At 69.7% G+C, this 18,812-nt stretch carries 15 protein-coding genes and 2 pseudogenes; 9 read left to right on the top strand and 8 right to left on the bottom strand.

Annotated features, from left to right (window positions below; all coding sequences use genetic code 11):
- Positions 1-87 precede the first annotated feature (87 nt).
- The 8 genes and pseudogenes from ACFHWY_RS25555 to ACFHWY_RS25520 all read left to right on the top strand — a co-directional run bounded on the left by ACFHWY_RS25555 (position 88) and on the right by ACFHWY_RS25520 (position 9,263).
- A complete protein-coding gene (locus ACFHWY_RS25555) occupies positions 88-897 on the top strand; it encodes a metal-dependent hydrolase (protein ID WP_416582804.1) in 810 nt (269 codons plus the stop codon).
- A gap of 102 nt (positions 898-999) precedes the next feature.
- Positions 1,000-1,113 (top strand): annotated as a pseudogene (locus ACFHWY_RS25550) (amidohydrolase); the annotation flags it as partial.
- A gap of 183 nt (positions 1,114-1,296) precedes the next feature.
- Positions 1,297-2,442, top strand: coding sequence for a LacI family DNA-binding transcriptional regulator (locus tag ACFHWY_RS25545; RefSeq protein WP_416582803.1), 1,146 nt, complete (start codon positions 1,297-1,299; stop codon positions 2,440-2,442).
- A gap of 2 nt (positions 2,443-2,444) precedes the next feature.
- Positions 2,445-3,740: an extracellular solute-binding protein gene (locus ACFHWY_RS25540; protein WP_416582802.1), complete on the top strand. Its 1,296-nt coding sequence runs from the start codon at positions 2,445-2,447 to the stop codon at positions 3,738-3,740.
- Positions 3,741-3,800: 60 nt separating this feature from the next.
- Positions 3,801-4,766 carry a carbohydrate ABC transporter permease gene (locus ACFHWY_RS25535; RefSeq protein ID WP_416582801.1) on the top strand — a complete coding sequence of 322 codons (966 nt, stop codon included), beginning with the start codon at positions 3,801-3,803 and terminating at the stop codon, positions 4,764-4,766.
- Entirely contained in the window at positions 4,766-5,641 is an 876-nt protein-coding gene (locus ACFHWY_RS25530; RefSeq protein ID WP_416582800.1) for a carbohydrate ABC transporter permease, read from the top strand. The genes ACFHWY_RS25535 and ACFHWY_RS25530 overlap by 1 nt, the downstream gene beginning before the upstream one ends.
- Positions 5,638-7,869, top strand: coding sequence for an alpha-xylosidase (gene yicI, locus ACFHWY_RS25525; protein WP_416582799.1), 2,232 nt, complete (start codon positions 5,638-5,640; stop codon positions 7,867-7,869). The genes ACFHWY_RS25530 and yicI overlap by 4 nt, the downstream gene beginning before the upstream one ends.
- Positions 7,866-9,263: a GH1 family beta-glucosidase gene (locus ACFHWY_RS25520; RefSeq protein WP_416582798.1), complete on the top strand. Its 1,398-nt coding sequence runs from the start codon at positions 7,866-7,868 to the stop codon at positions 9,261-9,263. Before yicI ends, ACFHWY_RS25520 begins: the two co-directional genes overlap by 4 nt.
- A 97-nt stretch (positions 9,264-9,360) precedes the next feature.
- Here the strand turns inward: ACFHWY_RS25520 and ACFHWY_RS25515 are convergent, their stop codons facing one another.
- The 8 genes from ACFHWY_RS25515 to ACFHWY_RS25480 form a co-directional block, all read right to left on the bottom strand.
- Entirely contained in the window at positions 9,361-9,954 is a 594-nt protein-coding gene (locus ACFHWY_RS25515) for a nucleotidyltransferase family protein (RefSeq protein ID WP_416582797.1), read from the bottom strand.
- 245 nt (positions 9,955-10,199) lie between these two features.
- A complete protein-coding gene (locus tag ACFHWY_RS25510; protein WP_416582796.1) occupies positions 10,200-11,303 on the bottom strand; it encodes a hypothetical protein in 1,104 nt (367 codons plus the stop codon).
- A 178-nt stretch (positions 11,304-11,481) separates the two neighbouring features.
- Complete coding sequence (locus ACFHWY_RS25505; RefSeq protein WP_416582795.1) at positions 11,482-13,161, bottom strand: bifunctional 3'-5' exonuclease/DNA polymerase; 1,680 nt, start codon at positions 13,159-13,161, stop codon at positions 11,482-11,484.
- Between the two features lie 37 nt (positions 13,162-13,198).
- Complete coding sequence (locus tag ACFHWY_RS25500; RefSeq protein WP_416582809.1) at positions 13,199-14,161, bottom strand: carbohydrate ABC transporter permease; 963 nt, start codon at positions 14,159-14,161, stop codon at positions 13,199-13,201.
- Positions 14,162-14,174: 13 nt separating this feature from the next.
- Complete coding sequence (locus tag ACFHWY_RS25495; RefSeq protein WP_416582794.1) at positions 14,175-15,116, bottom strand: carbohydrate ABC transporter permease; 942 nt, start codon at positions 15,114-15,116, stop codon at positions 14,175-14,177.
- A 38-nt stretch (positions 15,117-15,154) separates the two neighbouring features.
- On the bottom strand, positions 15,155-16,558 hold the full coding sequence (gene ngcE / locus ACFHWY_RS25490) for an N-acetylglucosamine/diacetylchitobiose ABC transporter substrate-binding protein (RefSeq protein WP_416582793.1): 1,404 nt from the start codon (positions 16,556-16,558) through the stop codon (positions 15,155-15,157).
- Positions 16,559-16,584: 26 nt separating this feature from the next.
- The gene (locus tag ACFHWY_RS25485; RefSeq protein WP_416582792.1) at positions 16,585-17,334 is read right to left on the bottom strand and encodes a sugar isomerase domain-containing protein; all 750 of its coding nucleotides are present in this window, start codon (positions 17,332-17,334) and stop codon (positions 16,585-16,587) included.
- Complete coding sequence (locus ACFHWY_RS25480; RefSeq protein ID WP_416582791.1) at positions 17,331-18,293, bottom strand: MurR/RpiR family transcriptional regulator; 963 nt, start codon at positions 18,291-18,293, stop codon at positions 17,331-17,333. Before ACFHWY_RS25480 ends, ACFHWY_RS25485 begins: the two co-directional genes overlap by 4 nt.
- Before the next feature lie 189 nt (positions 18,294-18,482).
- Between ACFHWY_RS25480 and ACFHWY_RS25475 the strand changes: the two are divergent.
- A pseudogene (locus tag ACFHWY_RS25475) lies at positions 18,483-18,812 on the top strand (hypothetical protein); the annotation flags it as partial.

The raw sequence follows: 18,812 nt of genomic DNA, 5'->3' as shown, positions 1-18,812 counted from the left end.
ACTCTTCGGGTGATCCCCCTGCGGTGCGGCAACGAACTACAGTGGCGTAGTTTTGGCGCTCAAGATCCCCGGGGAGGGCGAGCCGAGATGATGGGACCGTCGCACGCGCTGTCCGGCGCGGCGGTATGGCTGAGCGGCTCTTGGGCGCTGCAGCACTTCTACGACTACGAGCAGTCGCCGCTTGCGTTGGCCGTCGGCACCGCCGTCTGTTCGGGTGCCGCACTGCTGCCCGACCTGGACCTGTCCGGCAAGGTGACCCGCAACCGGGGCGGCGCGACCGTGGCCCGCACCTTCGGTGTCTTCTCGCTGTTCGTCGCCGAGGTGGTGGAGAAGATCTCGCTGGGCGTCTACTACGCCACGAAACTCAGCCGCGACCCGAAACGGAACAACGGCCACCGGACGCTGACCCACACCATTCCGTTCACCGTGCTGGTCGGCTGGGGCACCACCACGCTCTGCGTCTCGTACGGCAAGTGGGCGGTGATCGGGATCCTGTTCTTCATGATCGGCCTAGCCCTGCGTGGCCTGTTCGACAAGTGGGCCGAGCGTGCCGGGTGGGTCATCGTCACCCTCGTCTCGGCGGGCGCGGCCAGCTTCACCGCCGCCAACCTGCCCGGCGACCGCGGCTACCCGATGATCGGCCTCGCGGTCGGGGTCGGCTCCTTCGTGCACATCCTCGGTGACATGATCACTCGGGCCGGCGTACCGATCCTCTGGCCGATTCCGATCAAGCGGCGGATGTGGACGCCGATCAGCCTGCCCGACCGGATCGCGCTGCGCGCCGGAGGCCGGACCGAGATCGTTTTCGTCCGTACCGCGCTGACCGTCGTGTCGGTGCTGGCCACGCTGGGACTGGTCGCCCCGTCGGTGTTGCAGAAGTTCAACCTCGACATATAGCCGTCGAGGCGGAGATCGTTACGGCCGACGACCCTGTGCCGCGGTTCTGGCAGGGACTCGGCCTGGCCGACGTGCACGGGCACGTCCTGCCGCCGCGGCTGTGTGGGCGGCTTCGCCCTGACCGATGCGGCGCTGTACGGGGTGTGGGGCCTGCTGGCCGACGTCGGCGTGCCGGTGGTGACGCACGCCCCGGCGACGACTGGTTGCGCGCGGCCTGCTGGCAGAGCGCCGCCGACCCGGTCGAGCTTCCGGCGGACTGGCCGACCGCCCGGCGTCATTTCGTCATGCGCTATTGACGTGGCTGTAACACCTGACCTACCTTCTGTCGAACCGCTTAGTCGAAGCGCTTCGACAGCCCGTGCCGGTAGACCGTGCCAGTAGACCGCGAGGAGGTGCCCGATGGCCACCATGCAGGACGTCGCGCGGATCGCCCAGGTCTCGGTCAGCACCGTGTCGTACGTGCTCACCGGCGTCCGTCCGATCTCCCAGGCCACGCGGGATCGGGTCCTCGCCGCGATGACCGAGCTGGACTACCAGCCGAACGCACTGGCACGTGGGCTGGCCAGCCGGCGCAGCCGGATCATCGGGCTGCTGCTGCCGATGGACGAGCGAGGCATCGGCGCCACCGAGACCGCCTTCGTCACCGGCGCCACGGCCGCCGCCGTGGCCGCCGGTTACCACCTGGTGCTCTCGCCGCTCGGCGTAAGCGACCTCGACGAGCTGCGCCGGCTGGCCAGCCAGCGGATGCTCGACGGCGCGCTGCTGATGGAGGTCCAGCTGCACGACCCGCGGGTGGGCGTGCTACGCGAGGCCGCCGTCCCGACGGTGCTGATCGGCCGCACCGCGGACACCGACGGCCTGTCGTACGTCGACATCGACTTCGACCAGACCGTCCGGGACGCCGTCGCGCACCTGGTCGGCCTCGGTCACCGGCACATCGTCTACGTCAACCACTCGGCCGACACCATCGCCGAGGGCTACGGCCCGGCGCTGCGCACCCGCGACGCGTTCACCGCCGCGATGACCGAGCACGCCCTCGCGCCGCTGATGATCCCCGCCGAGGACAGCGCGGCCAGCGGCCGAGCGGCGCTGGACACCGCCCTACGGCGGGACTCCGAGCTGACCGCGGTCCTCGCGATGAACGAGAACGCCGTCTTCGGTCTGCTCGGTGAGCTCAGCACCCGGGGCCTGCGGGTACCCGGCGACGTCTCCGTCGTCTCGATGGTCACCTCACCCCAGGTCGCCGAGCTGGCCACACCCCCGCTGACCGCGATGACCTCGCCCGGCTCGGCGCTGGGCCGCATCGCGGTCGAAACGCTGCTGCGACACGTCGAGACGGGCGACGGCGAGATCCACCAGGAGTTGCTGCCGTGCGTGCTGGAGGTCCGTGGTTCCAGCGGCACACCGCGCACGCCCGCCGGCAGCTCAGCACACCCCGGGGCCGGCGGCGACCTGCCGGCCCCGGGCCAGAAGCAGCCCGCCGCCGCGCTACCACGCGACGACGGGCTTGAGGAGTACCGGCTCGATACTCACCAGGGAGACTAACAATGCGACGATTCCGTAGAGTAGCCGTGGCCGCCGCAGTGGCGGCGCTCGCGGCGACCAACCTGGCGGCCTGTGGCGACGACGGCGGCGACAGCGAGGCCAACGTCCTCAAGCTCTGGCACTACGAGAGCGCCAACAGCGCCATGGGCATCGCCTGGGACCGGGCGATCGAGATCTTCAAGGACGAACACCCCGGGGTCGAGGTGCGCTTCGAGCGCAAGGCGTTCGAGCAGATCCAGCAGAACGCCGGCATGATCATCAACTCGTCCGAGGGCCCGGACGTGATGGAGTACAACAAGGGCAACGCCACCGCTGGGCTGCTCTCCTCGCAGGGTCTGCTGACCGACCTCACCGGCGAGGCGACCAGCCGCGGCTGGGACAGCACGCTCAGCCCCAGCCTGCAGACCACCGCGCGCTACGACGACGGCGTGATGGGTTCGGGCAACTGGTACGGCGTACCCAACTACGGCGAGTACGTGATGGTCTACTACAACAAGGAACTGTTCGCCGAACACGGCGTGACCGTGCCGACCACACTGGCCGAGATGACCGCCGCGATGGACACCTTCGTCGCCAAGGGCGTCACGCCGCTCGGCATGTCCGGCGCCGAGTACCCGGCCGGTCAGCTCTTCTACCAGCTCGCCCTCTCCCGCGCCGACCGGGCCTTCGTCGACAACTACCAGCTCTACGCCAACCCGGTCGACTTCACCGCCGACCCGCTCAGGTACGGCGCCGAGACCTTCGCCGACTGGGTGGGCAAGGGCTACATCGCCAAGGACTCCGCCAGCCTGAAGGCCGAGGACATGGGGACCGCCTTCATCTCCGGCAAGGTGCCGATGATCGTCTCCGGCAGCTGGTGGTTCGGCCGCTTCAAGAGCGAGATCTCCTACGACTGGGACACCTTCCTCTTCCCCGGCAACACGTTGCACGCCGGCTCGTCGGGCAACGTCTGGGTGGTTCCGGAGACCAGCAGGGCCAAGAACCTGGCGTACGACTTCATCGACGTCACCATGCGCCCGGAGATCCAGGCGCTGATCGGCAACAACGGCGGGGTGCCGGTGGCCGGTGACCCGGCCACGATCACCGACCCGAAGGACCGCAAGCTGATCGAGGACTTCAACACGGTCAGCTCCCAGGACGGTCTGGCGTTCTACCCGGACTGGCCGGTACCCGGCTACTACGACGTGCTGGTCTCCGGCTTCCAGGGCCTGATCAACGAGTCCAGGTCGCCCGCTGAGGTGCTCGACGCGATCGCCAAGCCCTACCAGGACGGCGTCGCGGAGATCACAAGCGACTGACGGCGACCGTGGGGCAGGTGCGGCCTCCGGCGCACCTGCCCCACCCCGGAAGGACACCTCATGGCATCCCTCGACAGGGTGGTCGCCCCGGCGACGACCTCAGCGAAGACCTCGGCCGACCGGCGACGCCGGTCGCGTTCCGACGGCGGCTACTGGCTCTACCTGCTGCCCGGCGCGGTGCTCTTCCTGCTCGTCATCGGCGGTCCGCTGCTCTACACCGGCTACCTATCACTGACCAAGTGGTCCGGTGTCGGCGACCCGAGCTTCATCGGGTTGGCCAACTACCGCGAGCTGCTGACGGACGACGTCTTCTGGACGTCGTTCAAGAACACCGTAGCGATGATCGTCGCGATGGTGGTGCTGCCGACCCTGCTCGGGCTGGTGCTCGCCGCAGCGCTCTTCGACACCATCGGTCGCAGGTTCCGGCCCCGTACCGCCACCGCGCTCCGGGCCGCCTTCTACCTGCCCCAGGTGCTGCCGGTCGTGGTGGCCGGCATCGTCTGGGGCTGGATCCTGCGGCCCGACGGCGCGCTCAACGGGCTGCTCGACGCGGTCGGGCTCGGCGCACTGAGCCACGACTGGCTCGGCGACCCGGACACGGCGCTGCCCGCCGTGATGGCCGTGATGATCTGGGTGCAGCTCGGCTACCCCGTGGTGGTCTTCATGGCGGCCCTCGAACGGGTGAATCCGGAACTCTACGAGGCCGCGGAGATCGACGGCGCCGGCTGGGTCCGGCGGTTCCGGGCCATCACCCTCCCGCAGATCCGGCCGGAGACGTTCGTGGTCGGCCTCACCTGCACCATCGCGGCGATGAAGGTGTTCGGCCCGATCTTCGCGCTGACCCGGGGCGGCCCGGAGAACGCCACGAACGTGCCGTCCTACTTCGCCTACTTCACCTTCTTCAAACGGCTGCAGGTCGGCTACGGCTCGGCGATCTCGATGGTGCTGACGCTGATCATCGTGGCGGTGGCGGTGCTGTTCATCCGGGCGCAGAACCGCGCCGAACAACGCGACGGAGGGTACTGATGGCCGTCACACTCACCCCACCGCCCCGGGTACGACGGCCCGCCGACCGGCACTACCGGGGCGTCGGCCGGTGGATCGTGCTCGTGGTAGTCGGCGTCGCGGCGCTCGCCATGCTGGTGCCCTTCGCGTTCATGCTGCTCAACGCGTTCAAGTCGCCCGGCGACTACTCGACCAACGGCCCGATGAGCTGGCCGTCGGAGTTCTACACCACCGGCCTGCGGACCTACTGGGAGCAGGTCAACTTCCCGGTCAAGCTGTGGAACTCCGTCCTCATCTCCGGCTCGGTGGCGGTGCTCGCCGTCGTCGTCTCACTGCTGAGCGCGTACGCCCTCGGCATCGGCCGGGTCCGCGGCCGGCTCTGGATCATCGGTCTCTTCCTGCTGGCCAACATGCTGCCGCAGGAGGCCCTGATCTATCCGCTCTACCACTTCGCCAAGGAGGTGGGGCTGTACAACACACGGCTTGCGGTGATCATCATCTTCACCGTCATCCAGGCGGCCTTCGGCACCTACCTGCTCGCCTCGGTGCTCGGCGCCTTCCCGCGCACCCTGCTGGAGGCTGCCGCGCTCGACGGGGCCGGCCGGTGGCGGATCCTGTGGCGGGTGGTGCTGCCCAACGTGCGACCGACCATCTCGGTGCTGCTGGTCTTCTTTTTCATCTGGACCTGGAACGAATTCCTCATCCCGCTGGTGATGCTCATCGACAACCAGACCCAGACCGTGCCGGTCGCGCTCGCCTCGCTGCAGGGTGACCGGCTGATGGACGCGCCCACCACCAACGCCGGTGCGCTGATCAGTCTCCTCCCCGCGATCCTGTTCTTTCTCATCTTCCAGCGCACCCTCTCGCGCGGCATCACGGCAGGAGCCGACAAGTGAAGTTCACCGACGGGTACTGGCAGCTACGCCCCGGGGTCAGCGTGCTGCGCCCCGGCACGGTGGAGTCGGTGGAGCCCGACGAGCGGTCCTTCACCGTCTTCGCACCCACCGGAAAGATCAACGGGCGCGGGGACACCCTCAACCGGCCGGTGATCACCACACGGTTCTTCTCCCCCGCACCCGGCGTGGTCGGGGTGACCATCGGCCACCACAGTGGCGGGCTGCCCAAGCAGCCCCGGTTCGCCCTGGCCGACGACACCGCGCACCCGGTGCAGGTGGAGGTCACCGAGCTCAGCGCCCGGTTGACCACCGGCGAGCTGACCGTCCGGGTCGCGCTGACCGGCCCGTGGCGGGTCGACTTCCTGCGCGGCGACCGGCTGGTCACCTCCTCCACCGAGCGCAGCATCGGCGCGGTCACCGACGGCGACGGCAACAAGTACGTGCACGAACGGCTGGCACTCGGCGTCGGCGAGACGATCTACGGGCTCGGCGAGCGCTTCGGGGCGTACGTCAAGAACGGTCAGACCGTCGACATCTGGAACGCCGACGGCGGCACGGCCAGCGAGCAGGCGTACAAGAACGTGCCGTTCTACCTCAGCAGCGCCGGGTACGGCGTCTTCGTCGACCACCCGGAACACGTCTCGTTCGAGGTGGGCTCCGAGGTGGTGTCGCAGACCCAGTTCAGCGTGCCGGGGCAGTCGCTCACCTACCACCTGATCGACGGGCCGACCCCGAAGGACGTGTTACGCCGCTACACCGCGCTGACCGGGCGCCCGGCCCGGGTACCGGCCTGGTCCTACGGGCTGTGGCTGTCCACCTCGTTCACCACCTCGTACGACGAGAAGACCGTCACCGAGTTCATCGACGGAATGGCCGAACGGGACCTGCCGCTGTCGGTGTTCCACTTCGACTGCTTCTGGATGCGGCAGTTCCACTGGGTCGACTTCGTCTGGGACCCGGCCACCTTCCCCGACCCGGAGGGCATGCTGCGCCGGCTGCACGAGCGTGGCCTGAAGGTGTGCGTCTGGATCAACCCGTACATCGCCCAGCGGTCGTACCTGTTCGAGGAAGGGCGGCGGGCCGGCTACCTGGTGCGCAACCCGGACGGCTCGGTCTGGCAGTGGGACAAGTGGCAGGCCGGCATGGCGCTTGTCGACTTCACCAACCCGGACGCGGCCCGCTGGTTCGCCGGCAAGCTCAAGGTGCTGCTCGACATGGGCGTCGACTGTTTCAAGACCGACTTCGGCGAGCGCATCCCTACCGACGTGCTCTGGCACGACGGCTCGGACCCGCAACGGATGCACAACTACTACGCGCACCTCTACAACAAGACTGTCTTCGAGCTGCTGACGGCGCAACGCGGGGAGGGTGAGGCGGTCGTCTTCGCCCGTTCGGCGACCGCCGGCGGACAGCAGTTCCCGGTGCACTGGGGCGGCGACTGCGAGTCCACTTTCGTGGCGATGGCCGAGTCGCTGCGCGGTGGACTGTCGCTGGCGGCGTCCGGATTCGGCTACTGGAGTCACGACATCGGCGGCTTCGAGGGCACCCCGGATCCGGCGGTGTTCAAGCGCTGGATCGCCTTCGGCCTGCTGTCGTCGCACTCTCGGCTGCACGGTTCCGGCTCGTACCGGGTGCCGTGGGCGTACGACGACGAGGCGGTGGAGGTGCTGCGCCGCTTCACCCGGCTCAAGCTGAGCCTGATGCCGTACCTGGCGGCGGCGGCCGACGAGGCCCACCGTACGGGGGTGCCGGTGATGCGGCCGATGGTGCTGGAGTTCCCGGACGACCCGACCGCCGCCCACCTCGACCGGCAGTACATGCTCGGCCCGGACCTGCTCGTCGCGCCGGTGATGAGCGCCGACGGGCAGGTGACCTACTACGTGCCGGCCGGCACCTGGACCCACCTGACCAACGGCACGCAGGTCAACGGCCCGGGCTGGGTCACCGAGAAGCACGGCTTCGACAGCGTGCCGGTGCTCGCCCGGCCCGGCGCGGTCATCCCGTTCGGGTCGGTCGACGATCGACCCGACTACCCGTGGGCCGACGGTGTCCTGCTGCGGCTGTTCGCTCCGGTGGCGGGCCAGCGGACCCGGGCCCGGGTACCGGCTCTCGACGGGGGCTCCGGAACCGAGTTCGAGGTTTTCTACCAGGACGCGACGGCCACCGCCGAGCTGGTGGCGGGCGAGTCGTCGGGTTACCGCTGCGAGGTCACGGAGGTGGCACGATGACTGAGATCGTTTTCCCGCCGGGTTTCGTCTGGGGTTCGGCCACGGCGGCGTACCAGGTCGAGGGCGCCGCCACCGAGGACGGCCGGGGACCGTCGATCTGGGACACCTACAGCCACACGCCGGGCCGCACCCTGGGCGGCGAGACCGGCGACGTGGCGGCCGACCACTACCACCGCTGGGCCGACGACCTCGACCAGCTGTCCGCGCTCGGGCTCGGCGCGTACCGCTTCTCGGTCTCCTGGCCCCGGGTGCAGCCCGGCGGCTCGGGTCCGGCCAACCGGGCCGGGGTGGACTTCTACTCCCGGCTGGTGGACCGGCTGCTCGAACTGGGCATCCGGCCGGTGGCCACGCTGTACCACTGGGACCTGCCGCAGGAGTTGGAGGATGCCGGCGGTTGGCCGGCGCGCGACACCGCGCTGCGCTTCGCCGACTACGCCGCCACGATCGTCGGGGCGCTCGGTGACCGGGTGCACACCTGGACCACCCTGAACGAACCGTGGTGCTCGGCCTACCTCGGGTACGCCTCGGGGGTGCACGCCCCGGGACGCACCGAGCCGGCGGCGGCGCTGGCCGCCGTACATCACCTGAACCTGGCGCACGGGCTGGCCAGCCGGGTGATCCGCGACCTGGCTCCCGCGGCGCAGCTGTCGGTCACGCTGAACCTGCACGTGATCCGCCCGGCCACGGAGTCGCCGGGCGACACCGACGCGGCCCGCCGGATCGACGCGCTGGCCAACCGGGCGTTCCTCGGCCCGATGCTCGACGGCGTGTACCCGGCCGACCTGCTCGCCGACACCGCCGGGACAACCGACTGGTCGTTCGTGCACGACGGCGACGAGCGGACCGCCGCCGCGCCGCTGGACGTGCTCGGTGTCAACTACTACTCGACCACGCTCGTCCGGGCCTGGGACGGCTCCTCACCCAGGTCGTCCGCCGACGGCCACGGCCGCTCGGCGCACTCGGCCTGGGTGGGTGCCGACCGGGTCGAGTTCCTGTCCCAGCCCGGCCCGCACACCGCGATGGGCTGGAACATCGAGCCGGCCGGCCTGACCGAGTTGCTGCTGCGCCTGCACCGCGAGTACCCCGACCTGCCGCTCATGATCACGGAGAACGGCGCCGCGTTCGACGATGTCGTCTCGCCGGACGGCGCGGTGCACGACGACCGTCGCGTCGACTACCTGCGTCGACACGTCGCCGCGACGGCGGAGGCGATGGCGGCCGGGGCCGACGTGCGGGGCTACTTCGTCTGGTCGCTGCTCGACAACTTCGAGTGGGCCTACGGGTACGAGCGGCGGTTCGGCATCATCCGCGTCGACTACCAGACCCAGGAGCGCACCTGGAAGGACAGCGCGCACTGGTACCGGCGCCTGACCACCACCGGCCACCTGCCCTGATCCCCCACCCGCTGCCATGCTTGCGCGATCGTCGCGCGAGCTGGCTACGAACCCTCGTTGACCACCACTGCGTGATCGGCGCGGTGGGGTTGGCCGGTCAGACGCCGACCCGTTGTTCAGGGACGGAGAGGCCGTAGAGGGCCATCAGCTCGGGCGTGTCCACCCGGCTGCCGTCGGCGACCGAGTCGCAGGCGATGTCGACGATCTGGTCCTTGTGCGCCAGCAGGTACGGCCGGGCGCCGACGTCGGCACTGGCCAGGGTGGCGATGCCCGGCCAGTGCCGGCGACCGAAGAGCATCGGGTAGCCGCGCAGCCCGTTGTAGGTGGCGCAGACCAGCACGGCCGGGAAGGGCAGCGCGGTGACCCGCCGGATCGCCTCGGCGGTGAGGCCCGGCATGTCGACCGGCAGCACCACCGCCGCCTCCACCCGGTCGTCGTCGATACCGGCCAGACCGGCCCGGATGGACGAGCCGACGCCGGTACCCCAGGCGCGGTTGACCACCACCGTGGCCCGGCCCAGGTCGGCGGTCTCGCGTACCTGGTCGGCCGCGGCTCCCAGGACGACCACGATCTGCCCGCAGCCTGCCTCCGTCAGCGTGTCGATCATCTGTTCGACCAGGGGTTTTCCGCCTTGGTGCAGCAGGGCTTCCGGCCCGCCGATCCGGCGTCCGCCCCCCGCGGCGATGATCATTCCTGCGATCCGGTTCAGAGCTGCGCTCCCTCCAGAGTGGGACCGGCCGGGACCGCGTGGCCCCGGCCGTCCTGTCCTACGCACATCGTCTGCAACGATCTCGGGCCGAGGAGAGTGGCGGGGCATTTGGTGTAAATTGGGTAACTAACTCATCCTTCGCCGACGCTGCGAACCAGGAAGGGCATCGCTGCGGCTACTTCCGGAACGTCGCCACCGCGCGCGACAAGCGGGAGCCCCCCGCACCGCTACGAGTCGCGGCGGGTGGCGAGGCGTAGTCGACGTCTGACGCCGCCGGCCGCCCTGGCCCGTAGGCGGGCCAGGACCTCCTCGGGCTGGCGGTCCACCCGCCGGTCGAGGGTTTCGGCATGACCCAGCATGCCGACGATCGTCTCGATCGCGACCCGAAGCAGTTGCTCGTCGTCGAGCTCGTCGGGGCTGGTGGTCTGTCTCATGGTGGTGGGCCGCAGTTCGTCGAGATCGCCGACGACCTGGCACGGGTAGTCCTGGAGCTCCTTGATCTGCTGCTCCGCGAGGCCGCGCACCCACTCGGCCCGGTCCAGACCGACACCGAACTTCAGCTCGTTACCGCGCTCCTTGAGCACTGCGTCGACCAGATGCCGGTGGACGACCTTCTGATAGGGCGTCCGGAGCGGGTAGCGCTCGCCCAGAGCGAGGTTGACCCGACGGAGCAGTTCGATCTCGGCGGCGCCGAGCGACGGGTTCGAGGTCGGCTCCGGCAGTTCACACACGCCGTCAGGTATGCCCATGACCTGGGCGAAACGCCGCCACAGGAGGTCACGTGGGGCACCGGCGGGCGGGACCGTCACCAGGTATCGCTGCTCAGCCGGGACCAGATCGCCCCACCGGCGCAGCATGTGCGGCGCCGTGTGCCGGCTCCAGAACACCTCGGCCCTGCCCTGTTCCACGGCGCGCATGAACGCCCCGAAGCGCCAGCCGCTACGAGCCCGGATGCTCTGCTGCCAGAACGACGGGAAGGTCCGCCACAGGTCCCGTCCCGCCGCGACGACGTGCACCTCAGCCGGCCGTAGGCTTTCCACCGCCCGGGCGGCCTGCGCCTCGTCCGCCGCACCGAGCCCCTCGTTGCTGATGATCACGTCGCCGGGCCACTTGCGGGCCTTCGCCGCCAGCCGGTCCCACGTCCAGTAGACGTCGGCGTCCCGCCAGGACGCCGCTCGCAGGTCGGCCATAGCCTGGTCCTGAGCCACCGCGCTGCCCGGAAGAAGAATGCCGGCGTCAACCAATGCGTCATGATTGTTCCAGAGCACGTTCTGCACATAGGTGCTTCCCGTCTTCGGCGCGCCGATGTGCAAAAAGACGCGTCTGGCCATGCCGCCTCCCAGGCACTGTCACCCTGTCGACCCGGATTGGTCAGGTATGCGGAGCACAGGGTGACACACCACGGCGGCGCACCGAAACAGCGGGCGTTAGCAGATCCGCGAGGTTAATCCAGCGGCACCCCAGAATGCACACGAAGGAAATTCCGAATGAACACCATCCCGAAACGACTCAGGCGGCGTCGGCGTAGCACTGCACCACCGACAGATCCAGCGGGAAACGGACCGGGGTGTCACCGAACAACAGCGCGGTGGCCCGCCGACCGGCCTGTTCGACCGCCTCCGCGACCCGCTCGGCCTGCCCGGCCGGGCAGTGCACGATCACCTCGTCGTGCTGGAAGAAGACCAGCTCGCCATCGGTGCCGGCCAGCTCGGCCCGGAGCACCGCCAGCAACGTCGATGCCCACTCGGCGGCGGTGGCCTGGATGACGAAGTTACGGGTGAACCGTCCCCGGGAGCGGGCCGCCCGAGCCCGAGGCGACTGCGCGTCGCCGGCCGGGCCCGGTTCCGCCACGCCATCGTCGCCACCGCCCAGCCCTGCCGTACCTGGCGGGCAGGTCCGCCCCAGCCAGGAGCGCACCAGACCGCCCGCCTCGCCGGTCCGTGCCGCCGCCTCGACGTGACCGAACGCCGTCGGGTAGCTGCGCCGCAGCACCGCCAGGGCCGGCACCGCCTCCCCACCGGTCTGCCCGTACATCGCCCCCAGCAGCGCCAGCTTGGCTCGGCCCCGGTCGCCGCCGAAGGCGTCCCGGGCAAGCGCCGCGTAGAGGTCACCGGTCGCGCCGGCGGCGGCGAGCCGGGCGTCACCGGAAACCGCCGCCAGCACCCGGGGCTCCAACTGCCCGGCGTCGGCCACCACGAACCGCCACCCCGGGTCCGCCATCGCCGCCCGGCGGATCACCTTCGGGATCTGCAACGCGCCGCCACCCCGGGTGGCCCAGCGCCCGGACACCACCCCACCGGGCACGTACTCCGGCTGGAAGCGACCATCCCGCACCCAGGCGTCCCGCCAGGTGCGGCCGTGTGCCGTCCAGATCCGGTACAGCTCCTTGTACTCCAGGACCAGCGGCACCGCCGGATGGTCCACGCCGCGCAGCACCCAGGCCCGGGTGTTGGGCAGGTCCACCCCGGCCCGGGCGAACGCCCGCAGCAGCTCCGCCGGGCTGTCGGCGTGCACCTGCCGGACGCCGAACGCGTCGGCGATCCGCCCAGCCAGCTCGGCCAGCCGGCGGGGCGGCCCACCCACCGGGGACGGCTCCCCGAGCAGCTCGGCCAGGACCGCGTCGTGCACGTCGGCCCGCCACGGCAGCCCGGCCGCACCCATCTCGGCGGCGATCAGCGCCCCGGCCGACTCGGCGGCCACCAGCAGCCGGAACCGGCCCGGCGCCTCGGTGGCCGCCATGCGGTCGAGCTGGTCGGCGTACACCCTGGTCAAGGCGGTGATACCCGGACCTGGCGGCCCGGGCGTGGCGTCGAAGAGGGCGCCCTGCCCGGCACCGGGCGGCGCGGCGGCGCGGGGCGGCGGATCGGCCGGCACCGGCGCCCCGGTCAGCCGCGCCCACGCCGCGGCCAGGGCGCGCGCCTCACCCCAGCGACCGGCATACCCGAGCAGCAGCGCCTCGGTCAACTCCACGTCGTGGCACCGCTGCACGGGAACACCAGCACGCAGCAGCGCCGGGTAGAGCGTGGCACCGCACGCCCACACCCAGCGCGGCTGGTCGACGCGCTCGCGAGCGGCCATCGCGGCAGGCAGGTCGGTGACCGGTTCGGGCGGGCCGTCCGGCGCGCCCGAGGCGTGCAGGGATTGCACCACTCCCCCGCCCCGTTCGTCGGAGACCACCGCCACCAGCACGGAAGTGATTCTGCCCGGTCGGTGTGAACGCGAAGGGCTATTTGCTGACGCCGGCGGTGAGGCCGGACTGCACCTGGCGCTGAAAGACGATGTAGACGATGAGCACCGGCAACATCGCCATTGTCACCCCGGCGAACAGGCCTGACCAGTCGGAGCGGTAACCCTGGTTGACCGACAGCTCGATGAGGCCCTGAGAGATGACCTGGTTCTTCGGCTCGCCGGCCACCGACTGCATCAGCAGGGTCGGCAGGTACCACTGGTTCCACTGGCCGAGGACGTTGAAGATGCCGATGCTGATCAGACCCGGCTTCGCCATCGGCAGCATCACGCTGAAGAACAGCCGGCTGTGCGACGCCCCGTCGACCATCCCCGCCTCGGCGATCGCGGTGGGGAGGGTACGGAAGAACGAGTGCATGAAGAAGACGGTGAACGCCAGCGACCAGGCCACGTAGACCAGGATCAGCATGAGGTGCTTGTTCGGGCCGAGGAACGGCAGCACCACTCCGGTGTTGTAGACGCCCTTGAACAGCGGCACCGCGGCCAGGTAGATCGGCAGGGTCAGCCCGGACAGGAACATGTAGTAGATCAGCCGGTTGCCGGGGAACTCGTAGCGGGCGAGCACGTAGGCCGCCATAGAGCCGAGCAGCATGGTGAGGAAGACGCTGCCGACCAGCACCAGCATGGTGTTGAGGAAGAACGAACCGATGTGCCCCTCGGTCCAGGCCCGGGCGAAGTTGTCCCACTGCAACCGCTCGGGGATGAGCGACAGCGGCTTACGAATGACCTCCACGTCGGTCTTGAGCGCCGACATCACCACCCACAGCAGCGGGTAGACCACCATGATCGCCCAGACGGCGAGGAACAGGTGCGAGAAGCCGTTGAAGAACCGCGCCCCGGCACGCCCGCCGCCGACGGCGGCACGCTGTGCCGGTGTACGGCCCGGCGGCGGGCCCTGGTCGGGTCCGGCCAGGCCACCCGGGGTGTGGGTCACCGTGCTCATGGTCCAGATCTCCTCAGTACTCGATCCGCTCACGACGGGTGATCCTCAGCTGCGCGGCGGCCAGCAGGATCGTGAAGATCGCCAGGGCCACACCCATCGCACACGCGTAGCCGAACTGGCCCTTCTGGAATGCGGTGAAGTTCAGCACCGACGCGAAGATCTCGCTGGCGTGGTTGGGGCCGCCCTGGCTGGGCGTCATCACGAAGACCAGGGCGTACATGTCCAGGGCGATGAAGCCCAGGTAGACCCAGGCCACCGAGACGGTGTCCCGCAGCAGCGGCAGGGTCACCCTGAAGAAGGTGTGGAAGCGGCCCGCGCCGTCGAGGATGGCCGCCTCGTAGATGTCCTTTGGGATGGACTGCATGGCCGCGGAGAAGAGCACCATGTAGAAGCCCGCGCCGCTCCAGACCGCGATCAGCAGCAGCCACCACAGCACCGCCGGTACGCCGAGGAAGGGCTCCGGGTCGTACATGAAGGTGATCGGGTCGTCCTGGTCGATCAGTCCGATCTTCATCAGCATGCCGTTGATCAGGCCCTGGCCGTCGGCGCGGTAGATCTGTTGCCACATCACCGCGACGACGACCAGGGACAGCACCTGCGGGAAGAAGAAGATCACCTTGTACAGACCGGAGCCGAAGACGCCCCGGACGCCGGCCTTGTCCTCGCGTCCGCCCACGTTGAGCAGGAACGCGAGGAACAGGGCCAGCGCGATGGTGAAGAGCGGCACGGTGATCAGGAAGAAGACGTTGTGCCAGAACGCCTTCCTGATCAGCTCGTCGGAGAACAGCCGGATGTAGTTGTCCAGCCCGACGAACTGCTGTCTGTCGGAGTAGCCTCCCCAGTCGGTCAGCGAGTACCCGGCTGCCTGCAGGAAGGGCCACACCACGTAGAAGAGGTACAGCCCGACCGGCAGCGCCAGGAAACCCGTGACGAAACGCGCAACACCGTGCCGCATTTCTCCCACTTCCTCGTTCGGTTATGTCCGGGCAGGTGTCACGCGTTGCGGGTCTGCTTGGTGACCGACGAGTCGCCGGCGACCTTGTCGGCGGCAGCCTGCATCTTGTCGACGAACTGCGCGGCGGTCAGCCGGCCGGCCATCAGCTCCTGGGAGAGGTTCTGGCCCTCCTTGTCCAGGTCGGCGTAGAAGTCCCAGAGCTTGACCGAGATCAGGTCCGAGCCGGCATTCTTCATCAGCTCGTTGGCCGTGGCCAGCGCCGGGTCCTGCACGTTGTCGCCGGAGCCCTTGGTCGACGCCAGTGACTTGGTCAGCTCGGCGAACTTCGCCGAACCGGCCTTGGACACCACCGCGCGCAGGAACTCCTTGGCTGCTGCCTTGTTCGGGGCCTTGCTCGGCACCACGAAGCCCTCGCCGGCACCGGCGAAGACGTCCTTGGGCGCCCTGTCGGCGGCGCTCACGCCCCAGTAGTCGGAGAGCTTCATCTCGAAGCCCGGCGGGATCGTCGCGGCCATCTCGTTCTTCAACCAGGTGCCGACCTGGATGAAGGCAGCCTTGCCGTCGAGCCACGCCTGCTGCGACTGGGTGTGGTCGAGCTTGCCCGGCAGCACCAGCTTGTCCTTGACCAGCTTTTCCCACGCCTCCAGGGCCGGCAGGACGCCCTCGGCACGCCAGGCGTTCTCCTTCAGGTTGTCGATGTCGACCACCGCCTGTTTGCCGGCCGACTTCCAGATCGAGGCCATCAGGGCCCACCGCGGGTAGTAGCCGTGCACGGCGTCGTAGACGTACGGGGCGATGCCCTTGGCCTTGATCTTCGGAGCGAGGGTGAAGAACTCCTCGAAGGTCTTCGGCGGGGTCCAGCCCTCGCGGTCGAACAGGGCACCGTTGTACCAGTTGCCCCACACCGTGAACGCGACGTAGACCACGAAGAACTTGCCCTGGAAGGTGCCGTCGGAGACGGTGCCCGGCAGCAGTGAGTCCGCGACGGTGCCCTCGCTGTCCCAGGCCGGCGCGGCGAGCAGGTCGTCCAGCGGCTCGATGGCGCCCTCGTTGACCAGCGTGCTCAGGTCCATCAGGTCGGCGCCCGAATTCATGATGAGGTCGCTGGGCTGCGTCGCCATCTTGGGCTGTTCCTCGGTCTTGATCTTTTGGGTGGAGCTCATGTTGACGGTGACGTTCGGGTGCTTGGCGCTGAAGATCGCCTGGTCTTCCTTCGCCCAGGCGTCACCCAGGCCGCCGTTGAAGATGACTACCTTGACGGCACTGTCGTCCTGCAGTCCGAAGGGGTTGTCGGTGCTCTTCTCCGCGTCGTTGTTGTCGGACTCGTTAGGCGTGCTGCCGGCGCAGGCGCTGAGCAGACCGACGGCGGGGGTCACCAGGAGGCCCGCGGCCGCCGCGCGGCGCAGCAGGGTCCGGCGGTTTAGATCGGGGGAAAGGGACATCGTCTGACTCTCCTTGTGGTGTCGGGTCAGGCGGTGCGCCGGAGACGACCGGCGTACCGCGACTCGAGGGCGAGGTTGTGCTCGTCCCCACCGGGGACGTTGGCGGAGAGGTAGATAGGGGGCGCCTCTCCGGCCTGGTGGAACCGTCGTACGACCTCCGCGGTCAGCAGCTGCGCCAGCAGCGCCGAGGTGACCGAGGAGACCGCACAGACCGCGCCGCCGCCCTCGAGCGGCAGCAGTGCGTCACCGTACGGCGCGCCGTTGTCCAGCACGACGTCGGCGAGTTCGGCGAGCCGCCGGCCGGACGGATGTCGTGGGGCGACCCGTCCGGTGTGTTCGACCGAGGTGACCGCGATCAACGGGTGACCGCGACCGGTGGCCAGCATGGCCAGTTCGACCACCGAGCCGTTGATGCCGGACTGGGACGCCACCACGAACACGTCCTGCGGTTGCGGTGCGGCGATCGCGTAGAGCTGGTGCGCGACGGCCGGATCGCGCTCCAGTTTCGGGTCGGCGAGCACGCTGCGCGGTGCGTCGCCGTGCAGCACCAGATCGTGCAGGGAGAGCCGGTTGGTGGGGACCAGACCTCCGGCCCGGGCGACCAGTTCGGCGGCGAACACCTCCGAGTGCCCGGCCCCGAACGCCTGGAGCGCCCCGCCGGCGCGCAGGCTGGCGGCGATCAGGTCGGCGGCCCGGCCCAGCGCGTCGGCCTCCCGGTCGACGAGCCGGTCGAGCACCGGCCGGACGGCCTTCGCGTATCCCTGCGCGCTGATCACGAATTGGCTCCCCTCGCGGCCTTGTGCCCGTCGACGGCCTGGGCGGTACGCCGAAAGGCCGTGTGGGCGCGGTCGTGGGTGCGCTGGGCGACCGCGATGTAGAGCAGGTCGAGCACGACCAGCTGCGGGTGCCGGGCCGACAACGCGTCCGGCCGGAACGTGGTCTCCTGGCTGGCGGTGAGCAGGACGATGTCGGCCAGCTCGGCCAGCGGTGAGCGGCGGAAGCCGGTCAGCGCGATGGTGGTCGCGCCCCGGCTGCCGCCCTCGGCGAGCATCTCGATGGCTTCGCGGGTCTGCCCGCTGTGCGAGATGCAGAGCGCGACGTCGCCGGGATGTAGCAGCGCGGCGGAGGCGAGCCCGGAGTGCACGTCGTTCCAGGCCCAGGCGGCGACCCCGATGCGGTGCAGGCTGAACTGCATCTCCTCGCCGACCAGGGCGCTGCCGCTGGCACCGAAGATGTTCACCCGTTCGGCGCCGGCGACGGCGACGGCGGCCCGCTCCACCTCGGCCAGGTCGAGCAGCGCGGCGGTGTCGTGCATGGCCCGGGTGTCGGCGGCCATTATCTGTTCCAGCACCCGTTCGAGCGGGTCGCCGGCCTGGATCTCGCGGCCGATGTCGACGGTCCAACCGGCCGAGCGGGCTCGGCCGGTCTCGGAGGCGATACCCAGACGCAGGTCGGCGTAGCCGTCGAACCCCATGGCCCGACAGAAGCGGGTGACCGTGGCCGGCGAGGTGCCACTGCGTTCGGCCAGTTCGACGATGGTGGCGCGGGCGGCTGCTCCGGGGTCGCTGAGCACGTGCTCGGCGACCCGGCGCAGCGCGCCGGTCAGCTCGGCGGCACCGGTGCGGACCCGGGCCAGTGTCCCGTCGGAGGCGACGCCCAGGGCGCCCCGCCGGTCGACCGCGTCGGCATCGGCCACCGCGGTGCCCGCAGAGGTGACCGCCTCGTGATCAACCATGGGACGCCTTTCGGGAAGGACTGTTAACTGTTAGTGGTAAAAGTTCTTACTGAAGGCCCCCTCATGTCAAGACCGTGGGCGAAGTTTTCAAACTGTTACCTGCCGCACAAGCCTCCGCCGGACCCGCCCTCCACCCGGCAACGCCGGCGCGACCAGCAAAGATACAAGGTCATCAAGGAGGTGGCAGTCGTGACCGGCGCCGTCCTGACAACCTGGACCGGCCACACCCTGCTGGTCGCCGCAGCCCGACCCGAGACAGTGCGACACTGGCCGGAAACGCCGGTACGACCGGCCGGAGACGGTGCCGTCGCCGCGGCCCGGCCGGCCGCCGGCGATCCTCCCGAGATGACCGACCCGGCCGCCCTGCACGCACGCCCGGTGTCCGCAGCCCGACGGACCGCCGGTGGCGCCCGATACGGCGACATGCCCTCGCGGCACACCTCGAACCCGCCATACCGCAGGGCTTCTGCAAGATCGAGGTATGACCGGTTCGCCGGGTGTGAGGTAGTCACGCCGGTT

This window comes from Micromonospora sp. LOL_024, from assembly GCF_048060415.1.
Lineage (GTDB): Bacteria > Actinomycetota > Actinomycetes > Mycobacteriales > Micromonosporaceae > Micromonospora.
The sequence above is the reverse complement of the archived record's forward strand: the minus strand, read 5'-3'. Positions and strand labels throughout refer to the sequence as shown.